Source organism: Rhizobacter sp. P5_C2, from assembly GCF_054049715.1.
This window is the reverse complement of record NZ_JBFULV010000039.1, coordinates 1-15,209: the sequence shown is the minus strand read 5'-3', so window position 1 is coordinate 15,209 and position 15,209 is coordinate 1. Positions and strand designations below refer to the sequence as shown.

General features: G+C 66.9%; 15 protein-coding genes. 8 read left to right on the top strand and 7 right to left on the bottom strand.

Going from position 1 to position 15,209, the window contains the following annotated elements:
- Positions 1 to 85 precede the first annotated feature (85 nt).
- Positions 86 to 832, top strand: a complete 747-nt coding sequence (gene gpmA, locus ACXJLU_RS16215) for a 2,3-diphosphoglycerate-dependent phosphoglycerate mutase (protein WP_457332636.1) — start codon at positions 86 to 88, stop codon at positions 830 to 832.
- Here gpmA and ACXJLU_RS16210 read toward each other — a convergent pair whose 3' ends face one another.
- From ACXJLU_RS16210 to ACXJLU_RS16195, 4 genes are all read right to left on the bottom strand, one after another.
- Positions 833 to 1,951, bottom strand: a complete 1,119-nt coding sequence (locus ACXJLU_RS16210; RefSeq protein ID WP_457332634.1) for an HD-GYP domain-containing protein — start codon at positions 1,949 to 1,951, stop codon at positions 833 to 835.
- A 121-nt stretch (positions 1,952 to 2,072) separates the two neighbouring features.
- A complete protein-coding gene (locus tag ACXJLU_RS16205; RefSeq protein ID WP_457332632.1) occupies positions 2,073 to 3,509 on the bottom strand; it encodes an aldehyde dehydrogenase family protein in 1,437 nt (478 codons plus the stop codon).
- A gap of 10 nt (positions 3,510 to 3,519) precedes the next feature.
- Complete coding sequence (gene kdgD, locus ACXJLU_RS16200) at positions 3,520 to 4,431, bottom strand: 5-dehydro-4-deoxyglucarate dehydratase (protein ID WP_457332630.1); 912 nt, start codon at positions 4,429 to 4,431, stop codon at positions 3,520 to 3,522.
- Between the two features lie 95 nt (positions 4,432 to 4,526).
- Positions 4,527 to 5,288: a FadR/GntR family transcriptional regulator gene (locus ACXJLU_RS16195; RefSeq protein ID WP_457332628.1), complete on the bottom strand. Its 762-nt coding sequence runs from the start codon at positions 5,286 to 5,288 to the stop codon at positions 4,527 to 4,529.
- Between the two features lie 281 nt (positions 5,289 to 5,569).
- Between ACXJLU_RS16195 and ACXJLU_RS16190 the strand changes: the two genes are divergently transcribed.
- From ACXJLU_RS16190 to garD, 7 genes are all read left to right on the top strand, one after another.
- Positions 5,570 to 6,397 (top strand): NAD-dependent epimerase/dehydratase family protein, encoded by an 828-nt coding sequence (locus tag ACXJLU_RS16190; RefSeq protein ID WP_457332626.1) that lies wholly within the window; start codon positions 5,570 to 5,572, stop codon positions 6,395 to 6,397.
- The gene (locus tag ACXJLU_RS16185; protein WP_457332624.1) at positions 6,394 to 7,278 is read left to right on the top strand and encodes an SMP-30/gluconolactonase/LRE family protein; all 885 of its coding nucleotides are present in this window, start codon (positions 6,394 to 6,396) and stop codon (positions 7,276 to 7,278) included. The genes ACXJLU_RS16190 and ACXJLU_RS16185 overlap by 4 nt, the downstream gene beginning before the upstream one ends.
- 37 nt (positions 7,279 to 7,315) lie before the next feature.
- Positions 7,316 to 8,284 (top strand): TRAP transporter substrate-binding protein, encoded by a 969-nt coding sequence (locus tag ACXJLU_RS16180; RefSeq protein WP_457332622.1) that lies wholly within the window; start codon positions 7,316 to 7,318, stop codon positions 8,282 to 8,284.
- Positions 8,285 to 8,353: 69 nt separating this feature from the next.
- Positions 8,354 to 8,842 carry a TRAP transporter small permease gene (locus ACXJLU_RS16175; protein WP_073462112.1) on the top strand — a complete coding sequence of 163 codons (489 nt, stop codon included), beginning with the start codon at positions 8,354 to 8,356 and terminating at the stop codon, positions 8,840 to 8,842.
- The gene (locus tag ACXJLU_RS16170) at positions 8,833 to 10,116 is read left to right on the top strand and encodes a TRAP transporter large permease (RefSeq protein ID WP_073462111.1); all 1,284 of its coding nucleotides are present in this window, start codon (positions 8,833 to 8,835) and stop codon (positions 10,114 to 10,116) included. Before ACXJLU_RS16175 ends, ACXJLU_RS16170 begins: the two co-directional genes overlap by 10 nt.
- 47 nt (positions 10,117 to 10,163) lie before the next feature.
- A complete protein-coding gene (locus ACXJLU_RS16165; protein WP_457332620.1) occupies positions 10,164 to 11,135 on the top strand; it encodes a tripartite tricarboxylate transporter substrate binding protein in 972 nt (323 codons plus the stop codon).
- Between the two features lie 22 nt (positions 11,136 to 11,157).
- Complete coding sequence (gene garD, locus ACXJLU_RS16160) at positions 11,158 to 12,729, top strand: galactarate dehydratase (RefSeq protein ID WP_457332618.1); 1,572 nt, start codon at positions 11,158 to 11,160, stop codon at positions 12,727 to 12,729.
- On the opposite strand, the gene ACXJLU_RS16155 is transcribed toward garD, so the two are convergent.
- The 3 genes from ACXJLU_RS16155 to ACXJLU_RS16145 form a co-directional block, all read right to left on the bottom strand.
- Positions 12,707 to 13,123, bottom strand: a complete 417-nt coding sequence (locus tag ACXJLU_RS16155; RefSeq protein WP_457332616.1) for a hypothetical protein — start codon at positions 13,121 to 13,123, stop codon at positions 12,707 to 12,709. The two genes, garD and ACXJLU_RS16155, sit on opposite strands and share 23 nt — an antisense overlap.
- A 591-nt stretch (positions 13,124 to 13,714) precedes the next feature.
- Positions 13,715 to 14,302 (bottom strand): hypothetical protein, encoded by a 588-nt coding sequence (locus tag ACXJLU_RS16150; protein ID WP_457332614.1) that lies wholly within the window; start codon positions 14,300 to 14,302, stop codon positions 13,715 to 13,717.
- Positions 14,299 to 15,209, bottom strand: a 911-nt coding sequence (locus ACXJLU_RS16145; RefSeq protein ID WP_457332612.1) for an RHS repeat-associated core domain-containing protein, incomplete at its 5' end; no start/stop codon positions are given. The genes ACXJLU_RS16150 and ACXJLU_RS16145, both read right to left, overlap by 4 nt.

Below are 15,209 nucleotides of genomic sequence, written 5' to 3'. Positions count from 1 at the left end.
GGGTTGGAAGCAAACGCGAATTATAGAATTCGGCGGTCCGCCTCCCCGGGGCCGCACCCCGCCCGCCCCACAACCACTGCCTGCCATGTACAAACTCGTGCTGATCCGCCACGGCGAATCGACCTGGAACCTGGAAAACCGCTTCACCGGCTGGACCGACGTCGATCTGACGCCGACCGGCGTCGAGCAGGCCAAGCAGGCCGGCCGGCTGCTGAAGGCCGAGGGCTACGACTTCGACGTGGCCTATACCTCGGTGCTGAAGCGCGCGGTCTGGACGCTGTGGCACACGCTCGACCAGATGGACCGCACCTGGCTGCCGGTGGTGCACAGCTGGCGCCTGAACGAGCGCCACTACGGTTCGCTGCAGGGGCTCAACAAGGCCGACATGGCCAAGCAGTACGGCGACGAACAGGTGCTGATCTGGCGCCGCAGCTACGACACGCCGCCGCCGGCGCTCGATGCCGGCGACCCGCGCGGCCAGCGCCAGGACATCCGCTACGCGAAGCTGCGCCCCGAAGATGTGCCGCTGACCGAATGCCTGAAGGACACTGTCACGCGCGTGCTGCCGTTCTGGAACGACAGCATCGCGCCGGCCATCAAGGCGGGCAAGCGCATCGTGATCGCTGCGCACGGCAACAGCATCCGCGCGCTGGTGAAGTACCTCGACGGCATCGCCGACGCCGACATCGTCGGCGTCAACATCCCGAACGGCATCCCGCTCGTCTATGAACTCGACGAGAACCTGAAGCCGATCAAGAGCTACTACCTGGGGGATGCCGCGGCCGCAGCGGCCGCTGCAGCTGCCGTCGCCAACCAGGGCAAGAAGGCCTGATCAGGCCGGCAGCCCGTACAGCCGCTCCGGCAGCAGCCGCGCCGCGAGCGACTTGTCGGGCAGCGCCGCGACGATCGCGAATTCCTGGCACGCGGTGTCGCGCCGCGTCGTGTGCACCACCGGCATGCCGCTGCGGTCGGTGATGCTGGCGGCGATCGGCGTGCTGGCGCTGTCGCCGCGCCGCACCACCACCGCGCGCTCGCCGCTCTTCAGCTGCACGAACTCGCCCGGCGGATAGATGCCCAGCTCCTTGATGATGGCCATCGCGAGCGGGCCGCCGCCGTCTTCGCGGAACACATGGCGTGCGGCCTCCTGCGCGCTGATGGCGGGTCGGCTTCCACGTGGCGAGATGCGCGCCATGAAGACATCGGCCAGCCGCAAGGCCCACGCCATCTCGCACGGGTCGCGCAACCCGCCCGGGTAGCCGCGCCCACCCGGGCATTCATGGTGCTCGGCCACCGCCTGCAGCCACTCGGCATCGTCAATGCCGGCCGCTTCCAGCAGCTCGACCGCCTGCTGCGGGTGCTGCGTCACCAGCTCCAGCTGCGGCGGCATCGCCGGCACGCCCTGGGCAGCCAGGCGGCCCTGCAGGTCGAGCATCGCGATGTTCATCGTCAGCGCCGCCTTCACGAGGCTCTGCGTGCGCGCGGCGCTCCAGCCGAGGCGGCGCGCCATCAGGCAGCACAGCAGCGCGGTGTGCAGCGAGTGCGTGAGGCCGTACAGCATCATGCGCGGCCTGTCCTTGCGCACCGACAGGAAGATGCCGATGTCGGGGTCGCGCTCGATCAACGCGACAAGACTCGCCGCGAACTCGTCGATGCGCGCCGGAAAGCCCCGGTCGGCCAGGCTTTTCAGCAGCAGGTCGAGCCGCCACAGCGTCTTTTCCCACTGGTCGAACAGGTTGGGCGGCCGTGCATCCCGGGGTTGCGCCGCGCGTGCCGCGGCCTTGACCTCTCTCAGGTCGACACAGGCGCCACGCCGCAGCAGCGCCTGCACCTGATCGTCGTCGACCACCACATGGCCGCGGGCCAGCAGCAGCACGCCGGCCTCGTCCCGCACGCCCCAGGGCAGCGGGGCCCCCAGGCGGACCTGGGATTGCACCAATCTGAGCAGTTCCATCTCTCGACCTCCACGCAGCCCTCGCGGTGCTGAGGCACCGGGGCATGCGGGGATGTCGACACCGCCAGCAGCGGCGGCAAGGGAACATGCGTCACCTCCCGGTGCGCATGCTCCCGCCCGGTCAGACGCCGGTGTAGGCCGTCTTCACGATGGTGTAGAACTCGCGGGCGTAGCTGCCCTGCTCGCGCGGGCCGTAGCTCGATCCCTTGCGGCCGCCGAACGGCACGTGGTAGTCGACGCCGGCGGTCGGCAGGTTGACCATCACCATGCCGACCTGCGCGTGGCGCTTGAAATGCGTCGCGTACTTCAGCGAGCTGGTCGCGATGCCGGCCGACAGGCCGAACGGCGTGTCGTTGCTCACCGCGAGCGCCTCGTCATAGTCCTTCACGCGGATCACCGACGCCACCGGGCCGAAGATCTCCTCGCGGTTGATCGTCATGGCTTGCGTCGAATCGACGATCAGCGCCGGCGCGAGGAAGAAGCCGTCGGTCTCGGCCTTCACCCGCTGGCCGCCCGCCAGCAGGCGCGCGCCCTCGGCCTGGCCGAGCTCGATGTAGCGCTCGTCCTGCTCGAGCTGCGCCTTCGAGACCACCGGGCCGATGTCGATGCCGGCGCCCAGCGCATGGCCGACCTTCAGGCCACGCATACGTTCGGCCAGCGCCTCGACGAAGCGGTCGTGGATGCCGGCGGTCACGATCAGCCGGCTCGACGCCGTGCAGCGCTGCCCGGTCGAGAAGAACGCGCTCTGCGCGCACAGCTCCACCGCCTGCTTCAGGTCGGCGTCGTCGAGCACGATCTGCGGGTTCTTGCCGCCCATCTCGAGCTGCACCTTCGCGCCGCGCGCAACCGCGGCCTGCGCGACCTGCTTGCCCACGTTCTGCGAACCGGTGAAGCTGATCGCATCGATGCCCGGGTGGTCGACGATGGCCTGCCCGACCTCGCGGCCGGCGCCCATCACCAGGTTGAACACGCCCGCCGGCAGCCCGGCGCGCGTGATGATCTCGGCCAGCGCCCAGGCCGAGCCCGGCACCAGGTCGGCGGGCTTGAACACCACGCAGTTGCCGAACGCGAGCGCCGGCGCGATCTTCCACGCGGGGATCGCGATCGGGAAATTCCACGGGCTGATGATGCCGACCACACCGACCGGCTCGCGCGTGATCTCGATGCCGATGTTCGGCCGCACCGACGGCAGCAGCTCGCCCGGCGTGCGCAGGCATTCGCCGGCGAAGAACTTGAAGATGTTGCCGGCACGCGCGGCTTCGCCGATGCCTTCCGGCTTGGTCTTGCCTTCCTCGCGTGCGAGCAGCGTGCCGAGTTCTTCGCGGCGCGCGAGGATCTCGTTGCCGATGCGGTCGAGCGCGTCGGCGCGGGCCTGCACGTTGAAGAGTGCCCAGGCGGGCGCCGCGGCGCGCGCGGCCTGCACCGCTTCATCGACCTGCGCGGCGGTTGCGCTCGCGAACAGGCCGACGGTGTCGGCAAGGTCCGACGGGTTGATGTTCGGCACGAAGCGCGAACCGGCGACCCAGGCGCCGTTGATGTAGTTCAGGTGTTCGCTCATCGCGTGCTCCTTACTGCGGGCCGAGGCGCTTGATCAGCGCGGACAGCATCTCGACTTCTTCACCGGTCAGGTCCGTCAGCGGCGGTCGCACCGGCCCGGCCGGGTGGCCGACCAGCGTCGCGCCGGCCTTGATGATGCTGACCGCGTAGCCCTGCTGGCGGTTGCGGATGTCGAGATACGGCAGGAAGAAGTCGTCGATCAGGCGGCTCTGCGTCGCCCGGTCGTCGGCCGCGACGGCGCGGTAGAAATCCATCGCGGTCTTCGGCACGAAATTGAACACCGCCGACGAGTACACCGGCACGCCCAGCGCCTTGTAGGCCGCGGCATAGACCTCCGCGGTCGGCAGGCCGCCGAGGTAGGCGAAACGATCGCCCAGCTTCTGGCGCACCGTCACCATCGCCTCGATCTCGCCTACGCCGTCCTTGAAGCCCACCAGGTTCGGGCAGCGGTCGGCCAACTGCTGCAGGCTGGCCGCGCTGAGCTTGCACACCGCGCGGTTGTAGACGATCACGCCGATCTTCACCGACTTGCACACCGCCTCGACGTGCGCGACCAGCCCGGCCTGCCCGGCTTCGGTCAGGTAGTGCGGCAGCAGCAGCAGGCCCTTGGCGCCCAGGCGCTCGGCCTCTTGCGCCATCGCGATCGCCTGGCGGGTCGGGCCGCCGACGCCGGCGATGATCGGCACGCTGTGCTTGCAGGTGTCGACCGCCACCTTGATGACCTGGCCGTATTCCTCGCCGACCAGCGAGAAGAACTCGCCGGTGCCGCCGGCCGCGAACAGCGCGGTCGCGCCATAGGGCGCCAGCCACTCGAGCCGCTTCGCATAGGTCGACGGCTTGAAGTTGCCCTCGGCATCGAAGTCCGTCACCGGGAAGGACAGCAGGCCGGACGAAATGGTGGTTTTGAGTTCCTGGGGTGACATGCGCGTCTCCAATGAAGTTCTGGCGATCGGATCAGGTTGTCAGTCATCGTACAACATGGGCCGCGCAGATTCAAGAGGGCCGACCCGCCGTGCTTCTAGGGCGTGGGGCCGCCGTCGGCCCGGCGCAGGCGCTCGCGGCTGTTGGCCAGGTGCGTGCGCATCGCGGCGCGGGCCGCCTCCGGGTCGTGCCCGGCGATCGCGTTGACGATGCTTTCGTGTTCGACGTTCACGCGCTGCAGGTATTCGCGCCGGCCCTCGCCGGCGACCTTCGCGGTGTTGAGCCGGGCGCGCGGAATGATCATCGTGCCCAGGTAGGTCATCAGCTCGACGAAGTGCACGTTCTGCGTGGCCCGCGCGATCTCCATGTGGAGCTGGAAGTCGGGCGCGATGGCATCGCCATCGTGCTCGATGGCCGACGAGAACGCGCCCAGCGCGCCGCGCATCACCTCGATGTTGGCGTCGGTGCGGCGCACCGCGGCGAGCCCCGCCGCCTCGACCTCGAGCCCGATGCGCAGGTCGAGCACCGCGATCACCTCGCGGGCGGTGGCGATCTGCTCGGGATCGATGCGGAAATTCAGCGTGCCGCCAGCGCCGACGACGAAGGTGCCGACCCCATGCCGCGTCTCGACCAGCCCGCCGGCCTGCAGCTTCGACAGCGCCTCGCGCACCACGGTGCGGCTGACGCCGAACTCGTCCATGATCGCGGCCTCGGTGGGCAGCTTGTCGCCCGATCGCATCACGTTGTCGCGGATGCGCGCGCTCAGCGTCTCGACCAGGCCGATGGCCAGGCTGCGCGGCCGGCGGCGCGGCAGGTCGGTCGCAGCGGGAGAAGACGGAACGTGCATCGAACGGCTCATGACAGGGTCGTTGAAAGGGCTTTCACTGTACGACACGCGCCCCTCGGCGTTCCGCGGGCTTCCGCGGGTCGACAAAGGCAGTTCGTCGTCGTACAACAATGTACGTCGTCGACGACACCGTTTGGCTACCGGGCGCGGCGCGCCAGCCTCGGGATTACCCTCATCCCGTCGGCTTGACAAGCCCCTGTCCGTCACGAATCATTGGGCATGTTGTACGACAACTGATGACGTACGTGTTGCCGACAGCGAAGACCCGCGGTCGGCCGTGAAAGATGCCTTCGATGACGACCCCGCCGACCTCCACCACCTCCCTGCGCTTCAAGCGCCTGCTGCTGACCGGCGCTGCCGGCGGCCTCGGCCGCGTGCTGCGGCCACGCCTGAAGGCCTATTGCGACGTGCTGCGCCTGTCCGACCTCGCCGACCTCGGCAGCGCCGCCGCCGGCGAGGAGCTGAGCCAGGTCCCGCTGCAGGACGGCGCCGCCGTCCACCAACTGCTGGAAGGCGTCGACGCCGTCGTGCACCTGGGCGGCGTGTCGGTCGAGGCGGCGTTCGATCCGATCCTGCAGGCCAACATCGTCGGCACCTACAACCTCTATGAAGCGGCGCGCAAGCACGGCGTGAAGCGCGTGCTGTTCGCGAGCTCGAACCACGTGACCGGCTTCTACCGCCAGGACGAGGTGCTCGACACCAACGCGCTGCCGCGCCCCGATGGCCTGTACGGCCTCAGCAAGGCCTTCGGCGAGAACCTCGCGCGCTTCTACTTCGACCGCCACGGCATCGAGACCGCCTGCCTGCGCATCGGCTCGTCGTTCGCCGAGCCGAAGGACCGCCGCATGCTGGCCACCTGGATGAGCTTCGACGACCTGGAGCGGCTGGTGATGTCGTGCCTGACGGCGCCGCTGGTCGGCTACAGCGTCGTCTACGGCATGTCGAACAACCGCACGCAGTGGTGGGACAACACGAAAGCCAAACACCTCGGCTACGTGCCGCAGGACAGCTCCGAGCCGTTCCGCGCCGCGGTCGAGGCGCGGCAGCCGCCGCTCGACTACAACGACCCGGCCGTGCTCTACCAGGGCGGCGCCTTCGTGCGCACCGGCCCGTTCGAATGACCACGGCGATGCGCATGGACAAGCTCGACGCCTCGCGCGACCAGGTCGGCGAAAGCCCGCTGTGGTCGGTGGCCGAGCAGGCGCTGTACTGGGTCGACATCGAAGGCCGCCAGGTGCGCCGCTTCGACCACGCCACGCGCCGCGTCGAGAGCTGGGCCTGCGCCGAGCGCGTGGCCTGCATCGCGCTGCATGCGCAGGGCGGGCTGGTGGCGGCGATGGAGAGCGGCGTGTTCCACCTGCGCCTGTCTGCGGCAGGGCTCACCTCGACGCGCCTGTGCAGCATCACGCACCCGCGCGACGGCATGCGCTTCAACGACGGCCGCTGCGACCGCCAGGGCCGCTTCTGGTCCAGCACGATGGTGCGCGACATGTCGCTCGCGTCGCCGTTCGGCGCGCTGTTCCGGCTCGACGGCAACGGCCTGTCGGCACCGCTGGTATCGGGCCTGATCACCGGAAACGGCCTCGCGTTCAGCCCGCGCGGCGAGGTGATGTACCTGTCGGACTCGCACCCGAGCGTGCGCCGCATCTGGGCCTTCGACCTGGACGCCGACGGCACGCCCACCGACCGCCGCGAGTTCGTCGACATGAACCGCCACCCGGGCCGCCCGGACGGCGCCGCGGTCGATGCCGACGGCGGCTACTGGATCTGCGCCAACGACGCCGGCCTGGTGCACCGCTTCACGCCCGACGGCCGGCTCGACCGCTCGCTGACCGTGCCGGTGCCCAAGCCGTCGATGTGCGCCTTCGGCGGCCCGCAGCTGCGCCAGCTGTTCATCACGTCGATCCGGCTGCCGACCGCAGCCGACGACGCCCTCGACGGTTCGGTATTCGTCGCCGAGCCCGGCGTGGCCGGCCTGCCCGAGACTGCCTTCGCTTCCTGACGATTTCGCTAGACCCATCCACCCCGGAGACAAGACCATGACCCACAAGATCCGCACCCTGGCCGCCGTGATGGCGCTGGCCGCGCTCGGCACGGCGCAGGCCACCGAGTTCCGCTCGACCGACATCCACCCCGACGACTACCCGACCGTGCTGGCCGTCAAGCACATGGGCGAGACGCTGTCGAAGCTGACCAACGGCAAGCACAGCATCAAGGTGTTCAACAACGGCTCGCTCGGCGCCGAGAAGGACACCATCGAGCAGACCAAGATCGGCGCGATCCCGATGACGCGCGTCAACATCGCGCCGATGAACAACATCTGCCCGGCCACCGTGGTGCCGACGATGCCCTTCCTGTTCCGCTCGAAGGAACACATGCGCGCGGTGCTCGACGGCCCGATCGGCGAGGAGATCCTGAAGAGCTGCGAAGCGCAGGGCTTCATCGGCCTGGCCTACTACGACAGCGGCGCGCGCTCGATGTACACGGTGAAGAAGCCGATCAAGACGCTGGCCGATGCCAAGGGCCTGAAGATCCGCGTGCAGCAATCCGACCTGTGGGTCGCGTTGCTCGAGGCGATGGGCGCGAACGCGACGCCGATGCCCTTCGGCGAGGTCTACACCGCGCTGAAGACCGGCCTGGTCGACGGCGCCGAGAACAACTTCCCGTCGTACGAGAGCTCGCGCCAGTTCGAGGTGGCCAAGTACTACTCGAAGACCGAGCATTCGATGGCGCCCGAGGTGCTGCTGTTCTCGAAGCGCGTGTTCGACGCGCTGAGCCCGGACGACCAGAAGGCGATCCGCCAGGCCGCGAAGGAATCGGTGCCGTTCATGCGCAAGCTGTGGGACGAGCGCGAAGAGAAGTCGCTGGCCACCGTGAAGGCCGCCGGCGCGCAAATCATCGAGGTCGACAAGACCTCGTTCCAGGCCGCGATGAAGCCGGTGTACGACAAGTTCCTGGCCGACCCGAAGCTGCGCGACCTGGTCAAGCGCATCCAGGACACGAAGTAATTCCGCCGACGATCGTTCTCCACTGAACCCACCGCGGCGGCCCGTGCCGCCGCGGTGAAGGAATCCCCGATGTACACGAAATTCTGCGCAGCCGTCGCCAAGGCCTGCCTGCGGCTCGGCGTGGCCGGCCTGGTGCTGCTGCTCGCGGCGGTGCTCTACCAGGTGTTCGGCCGCTATGTGCTCAACAGCACGCCCACCTGGGCCGAGAGCCTGGCGCTGGTGCTGGTGCTCTACGTGACCATGCTCGGCTGCGCCGTCGGCGTGCGCGACGCCGGCCACATCGGCATGGAGCTGCTCGGCTTCCTGCTGCCCGAGAAGGCGAAGCTGCCGACCGAGATCCTGATCCACCTGCTGACCCTGCTGTTCGGGGCCCTGATGGCCTGGAACTGCGCGCTGATGTTCGACTCGGTGGGCGACTACAAGATCCCGACGCTCGGCATCTCCGAAGCCTGGCGCTACGTGCCCTTCATCGCGGCCGGCGTGCTGATCATTCTTTTCTCCATCGAACACATCGTGGCACTGCTGCGTGGCACCGAGGTTGAACCCGCATGGCACTGACCATTCTCTGCATCACGTTCTTCGGGCTGCTGATCCTCGGCGTCCCGGTGGCGTTCTCGATCGGGCTGTCGGCGCTCGCGACCATCCTGTACGAAGGGCTGCCGATGGCGGTCATCTTCCAGCAGATGACCTCGGGCATGAACGTGTTCTCGTTCCTCGCGATCCCGTTCTTCATCTTCGCCGGCGAGCTGATGCTGTACGGCGGCATCGCCGACAAGATCGTCAACTTCGCGAACGCGGCGGTCGGCCACATCCGCGGCGGGCTGGGCATGTCGAACGTGGTGGCCTGCACGCTGTTCGGCGGCGTCTCCGGCTCGCCGGTGGCCGACGTGTCGGCGATGGGCGCGGTGATGATCCCGATGATGAAGAAGCAGGGCTATCACGCCGACTACGCGGTCAACGTGACGACCCATGCGGCACTGGTCGGCGCGCTGATGCCGACCAGCCACAACATGATCATCTACACGCTGGCCGCCGGCGGCAAGGTGTCGATCGCCAAGCTGATCCTCGCGGGCCTGATCCCGGCGCTGGTGCTCACCTTGTGCAACCTGGCCGCGGCCTACCTGGTGGCGGTGAAGCGCGGCTACCCGGCCGGCACCTTCCCCGGCTGGAGCATCGTGGCGCGCACCTTCGCGGCCTCGCTGCCGGGGCTGTTCGTCGTCGTGCTGATCCTCGGCGGCATCCTGTCGGGCGTGTTCACCGCGACCGAATCGGCGGCGGTGGCGGTGCTGTACTCGCTGATCCTCAGCGTGGTGGTGTACCGCTCGCTGAAGTGGGAGCAGTTCCTGAAGGCGGCCGCGAAGGCGGTGAAGACGACCGGCGTCGTGCTGCTGCTGATCGGCATCTCGGCCTCGTTCGGCTACATCATCAGCCTGTACGAGGTGCCCGCGCTGACCGGCCAGGCGCTGTCGGCGGTGACGTCCAGCCCGTGGGTGATCTTCCTGCTGGTCAACATCATCCTGTTCCTGCTGGGCACCTTCCTCGACATGGCCGCCACCATCCTGGTGTGCACGCCGATCTTCCTGCCGATCTGCCAGCACTACGGCATGAGCGAGATCCAGTTCGGCATGGTGATCCTGATCAACTGCGCGCTCGGGCTGAACACGCCGCCGGTGGGCACGACCCAGTTCGTCGGCTGCGCGATCGGCGGCGTGTCGGTCGGCACCGTGATGAAGACGATCTGGCCGTTCTACGGCGCGCTGATCGCCGCGCTGATGCTGGTCACCTACGTGCCGGCGTTCTCGCTGTGGCTGCCGGGCGTGGTGCTGCGCTGATCGGCGACACGAGACTTTCGTTCCGAGACCATTCCAGGAGACATTCCATGATCATTCGCCGAACCCTTCTTGCACTCGCAGCCGCCGCCGCAGGCACCAGCCTGGGCGTGCAGGCCGCGCCGGCCTGGCCCGAGAAGCCGGTGCGCATCGTCGTGCCGTTCGCGGCCGGCGGCACCTCCGACATCCTCGCGCGCCTGCTGGCCGACAAGCTGCAGGTCGAGCTGAAGCAGACGGTGCTGGTCGAGAACAAGGCTGGTGCCGGCGGCGTGATCGGCGCCGACTCGGTCGCCAAGTCGGCACCCGACGGCTACACCTTCCTGCTCGGCACCATCGCCAGCCACGCGATCAACCCGGTGCTGCAGCCGAAGATGCCGTACGACGCGGCCAAGGACTTCGCGCCGGTGATCCTGCTGGGCAGCATCTCCAACGTGCTGCTGGTCGGCACCGAGGCGCCGTACAAGACCGTCAAGGAGCTGATCGCGGCGGCCAAGGCCAAGCCGGGCGACATCGCCTTCGCGTCGTCCGGCCAGGGCAGCTCGCAGCACATGTCGGGCGAGACCTTCAAGCTGCTGACCGGCGCCGAGCTGACGCACGTGCCGTACAAGGGCAGCGCGCCGGCCATCCAGGACGTGATCGGCAACCAGATCCCGATGAGCTTCGAGACGGTGACGGTGGCGCTGCCCTTCGTGCAGAGCGGCAAGGTGCGCGCGCTGGCGGTGACGTCCGCCAAGCGCAGCATCGCGATGCCCGACGTGCCGACGCTGCAGGAGGCCGGCGTGCCGGGCTTCGACGTGGCCAGCTGGCAGGCCTTCTATGCGCCGGCCGGCACGCCGCCGGCGATCGTCAAGCGCATGAACGCCGAGGTCGCGAAGATCATCTCGATGCCCGACGTGAAGGCGAAGATGGAAGGGCTGGGCCTGCAGTACAGCCCCAACACGCCGGAACAGTTCGCGACCTTCGGCCACAACGAACTGGTGAAGTGGGCGAAGATCGTCAAGGACGGGAACGTCAAGCCCTGACGTTGCGCAACAGGTGAGCAGCATGGCCGAGGTGAAGAAACCCCTGACGATCAAGATGCACGATCTCGACAACGTCGCGATCGTCGCCAACGATGGCGGGTTGCCGGCCGGCACCGTGCTGGCCGACGGCCTGGTGCTGCGCGATGCGGTGCCGCAGGGCCACAAGGTGGCGCTGGTCGACCTGCCGGCCGGCTCGCCGGTGCTGCGCTACCACGTGAGCATCGGCCTGGCGGCCAAGGACATCCCGGCCGGCAGCTGGGTGCACGAGCGGCTGCTGCAGATGCCCGAGGCCCGCGAACTCACCGGCCTGCCGATGGCCACGCGGGCCGCGCCGCCGATGCCGCCGCTGGCCGGCTACACCTTCGAGGGCTTCCGCAATGCCGACGGCTCGGTCGGCACGCGCAACATCCTCGCGATCACGACGACGGTGCAGTGCGTGGCCGGCGTCGTCGATTTCGCGGTGCAGCGCATCAAGGCCGAGCTGCTGCCGCGCTACCCGAACGTCGACGACGTGGTCGGGCTGGAGCACACCTATGGCTGCGGCGTGGCGATCGACGCGCCCGACGCGATCATCCCGATCCGCACGCTGCGCAACATCAGCCTGAACCCGAACTTCGGTGGCGAGGTGATGGTGGTGAGCCTGGGCTGCGAGAAGCTGCAGCCCGAGCGGCTGCTGCCGCCGGGCACGATCTCGATCCGCGACGAGCGCGGGGCCGTGACCGGACCCGAGGCGCTGGACGTCGTGTGCCTGCAGGCCGATGCGCACGTCGGCTTCATGTCGATGATCGACTCGATCATGACAACCGCGCGCGCGCACCTGGAGCGGCTGGACCGCCGCCGCCGCGAGACCTGCCCGGCCAGCGAGCTGGTGGTGGGCGTGCAGTGCGGCGGCAGCGATGCGTTCAGCGGCGTCACCGCGAACCCGGCGGTGGGCTTCGCCACCGACCTGCTGGTGCGCGCCGGCGCCAGCGTGATGTTTTCGGAGACCACCGAGGTGCGCGACGGCATTGCCCAGCTCACTGCGCGCGCCTCGACCCCCGAGATCGCCGAGGCGATGGTGCGCGAGATGGCCTGGTACGACGCCTACCTGCAGAAGGGCCGGGTCGATCGCAGCGCGAACACGACGCCGGGCAACAAGAAGGGCGGGCTGTCGAACATCGTCGAGAAGGCGATGGGCTCGATCGTCAAGAGCGGCAGTGCGCCGATCACCGGCGTGCTGTCACCGGGCGAGAAGCTGGCGACCAAGGGCCTGACCTACGCAGCCACGCCGGCCAGCGACTTCATCTGCGGCACGCTGCAACTGGCGGCCGGCATGAACCTGCACATCTTCACGACCGGCCGCGGCACGCCGTATGGGCTGGCGGAGTGCCCGGTGATCAAGGTGGCGACCCGCAGCGACCTGGCGCGGCGCTGGCATGACCTGATGGACGTCAACGCCGGGCGCATCGCCGACGGCGACGCGACGATCGAGGACGTGGGCTGGGAGCTGTTCCGCCTGATGCTCGACGTGGCCAGCGGCCGCACGAAAACATGGGCCGAGCGCTGGAAGCTTCACAACGCGCTGGTGCTGTTCAACCCGGCCCCGGTGACCTGAACGGCGCGGCGCTGTCGTGGTGGCTGTCGAGGCGGCCTTCGCGACGATCGCGCCACGCCTGCTTGAGCTTCGACAGCAGCCCGGCGCCGGCCAGTGCGCAGAGCACCGCCGCGATGGCGAAGATGCCGGAACTGTTGACGAGGCCCAGGCAGTAGAGCTGGTTGAAGGGTTCCTCATCGCGATAAAAGAAGATGCCGGCATGCATCGCGGCGAGAACGCCGAAGACGATGCTGAACAGCAGCTTGGGAATCACGAGCCACAAGGTCGGCGGCGGTTCGGGCTCGGGATCCCGAACCGGGAGCGGCTCCAGCAGCGGGAGCAGTTCGCCCAGTTCCAGCACCGTCAATCCGGAGGGTCCGCGGAGTTCCTCTTCGGGGGGTTCATGCGATGACATCGTTCTGCTCCCTGGTGGTTGTGGAGAAGATCGAGTGTCTGAATCGATGGTGCAGAAAGTATGCAGACGAGCGGCGGCTATCGAAAACCCCGAGGGCGTGCGCTTGATGAACAGGCGCTCTGCTTCTCAGCTTTGAAACCGTCGGCGGTCGCATCGATCGGCTTGAAATCCAATTCAGATGCGAGACTGCTGAGGTGGGATCGTTGTCATGCCGTGAATCCCGAGCGCGTAGGAATCGGCTGGCGGGCTACATCGAACCGCCGAATCATTGGCTTTGCTTGAGATGACCCACCCAGGCGTGCTTGATCGACCCACTCGCCGCGTTCGTCGTGATGCTGGTGATCCGATCGTTCTGGTCGCAGCTGAGCGCTTGGTCCAGCGCAGGCTGCGCCATGCCGTCCGCGCTCAGGTGCGCGAAGCCGCACGATGCGGCTCGTCTCGTCGTAGCACAGGTCCCGCAGCGGGTATCCGCAGGCCAACGCGGGCTCGCCATTCGGGGTGTTCGGGCCGGCTGGCACGCCGGCAGCGGTGGCAATCGGCTGAACGCAGAACTCGACCGGCTGCTGGCGAGCGGTCGCGGGAGTTGCTGGATTAGCCCTTCCGCACCTTTGCAGCAAGTTGAACATCACTAATTATTTTGTTCTTAACATGGGAAATGTCCGCACCAAGCGCGATCGGATCAAACACTGCCCAAGCGCCATCCCTGTGAGAATCCTCATCAGATTGAGTTGATATCTCAATAATTGATTCACTCCCATAAGAATAGATGGCGACTTGGCCAACCCTGCTGTCCAAGAGGGACAAAACAATTGCCCTCTCATACTCGACCTCATCATCTGGGAGGCTGCAATCCTCTTTCAATCTCCACCAGTATCCTGCCATCCAGTCGGACCACCTGCCTGGAGCAACTTCAGGTATCAAAGCAGGGAGGGCTGGTGGCCGAGCGATTCGCTTCTGAATTTCATTCAGATCTTCTATGAAGTTTCCAGGATTTGTCGCCGGAATAACCAGATTGGCAGATTCACCCTGTACCAGCCAAATCTCAACAACTGCAAACACGTAACTCGGATCTCCTCGCCCGAACTGAAGCGTCTTATTGATCGATTCCTGTACATTGAGCTTGAACTGCAGCCTCAGGTCAGCAATTGATACTTGATATAAAAAAACTATATTCGTCATTTTGGTTTCCTTGGCCAATTGGGAAAGCCTGCATCACGCCCTGCCTTCCATTGTTGCGGAGTCAAGTCACGTTGGTACACGACATATCCGTGCCAATACTTGATGCACTTTTGTTCGTCTGTTCTTGTTAGGCGAAAGACCACGATCTGACCAGCCAAGCCGTCGTAGCCAATTCGAGACCGCCCTGCGCCGACAGAATGTGTCAACGCGAGGGTTGGATTCGCAGGTTCAGCGGAGATATCTCCACGTGGAATATCACCATGCTTTCCATCGTTTGCTTCATAGACATCTTCGTATGCTGTGCAACATTCTTGGGTGTTCGGCTGTGATCCAGTGCCAGGAATATATCTATCTTGAACAGGATCATATCTTCCAGGATCTATAACACTTTGCGTTGGCAGACCAGGAAGAGGAATCGGCACCGGGCCGAAAGGACTTGGCGCGAGTTGAAGTCCTTGGGCGTCCACGAAACTTAGCGGATTCCCCCCGACATACCCATACGTCGTCAGACTCCCACCCGCCAACCCGATCGGATCGCTTTGCATGTACTGCCCACCCTCAGCCACGTAGTAGCGGTGGTAGTTGTAGAACAGCCCCGACTCCTGATCCGCATACTGCCCCGGGAACCGCAGGTTCTGCGTAAAGACCCCCAGCCCGCTCGGGTTGGTCTCCGGCGCGCTCGTGCCGAACGGCTCGGCCAGCCAGCGCCAGCGCACCTGGTTGTTGCGGTCCACCACCACCCGCGGCGTGTTCAGGTGGTCGCTGTGGATGAAGTACACCAGCGGCTCGCCACTCGGGTTCGCCGGGTCGGGCATGAACATCGCCATCGGCGTGTCGCGCAGCCACACGTATTCGCGCAGCGCCGCACCGTTGCGGTCGTACTCGCCCAGCAGGTGCCCGGCTTGGT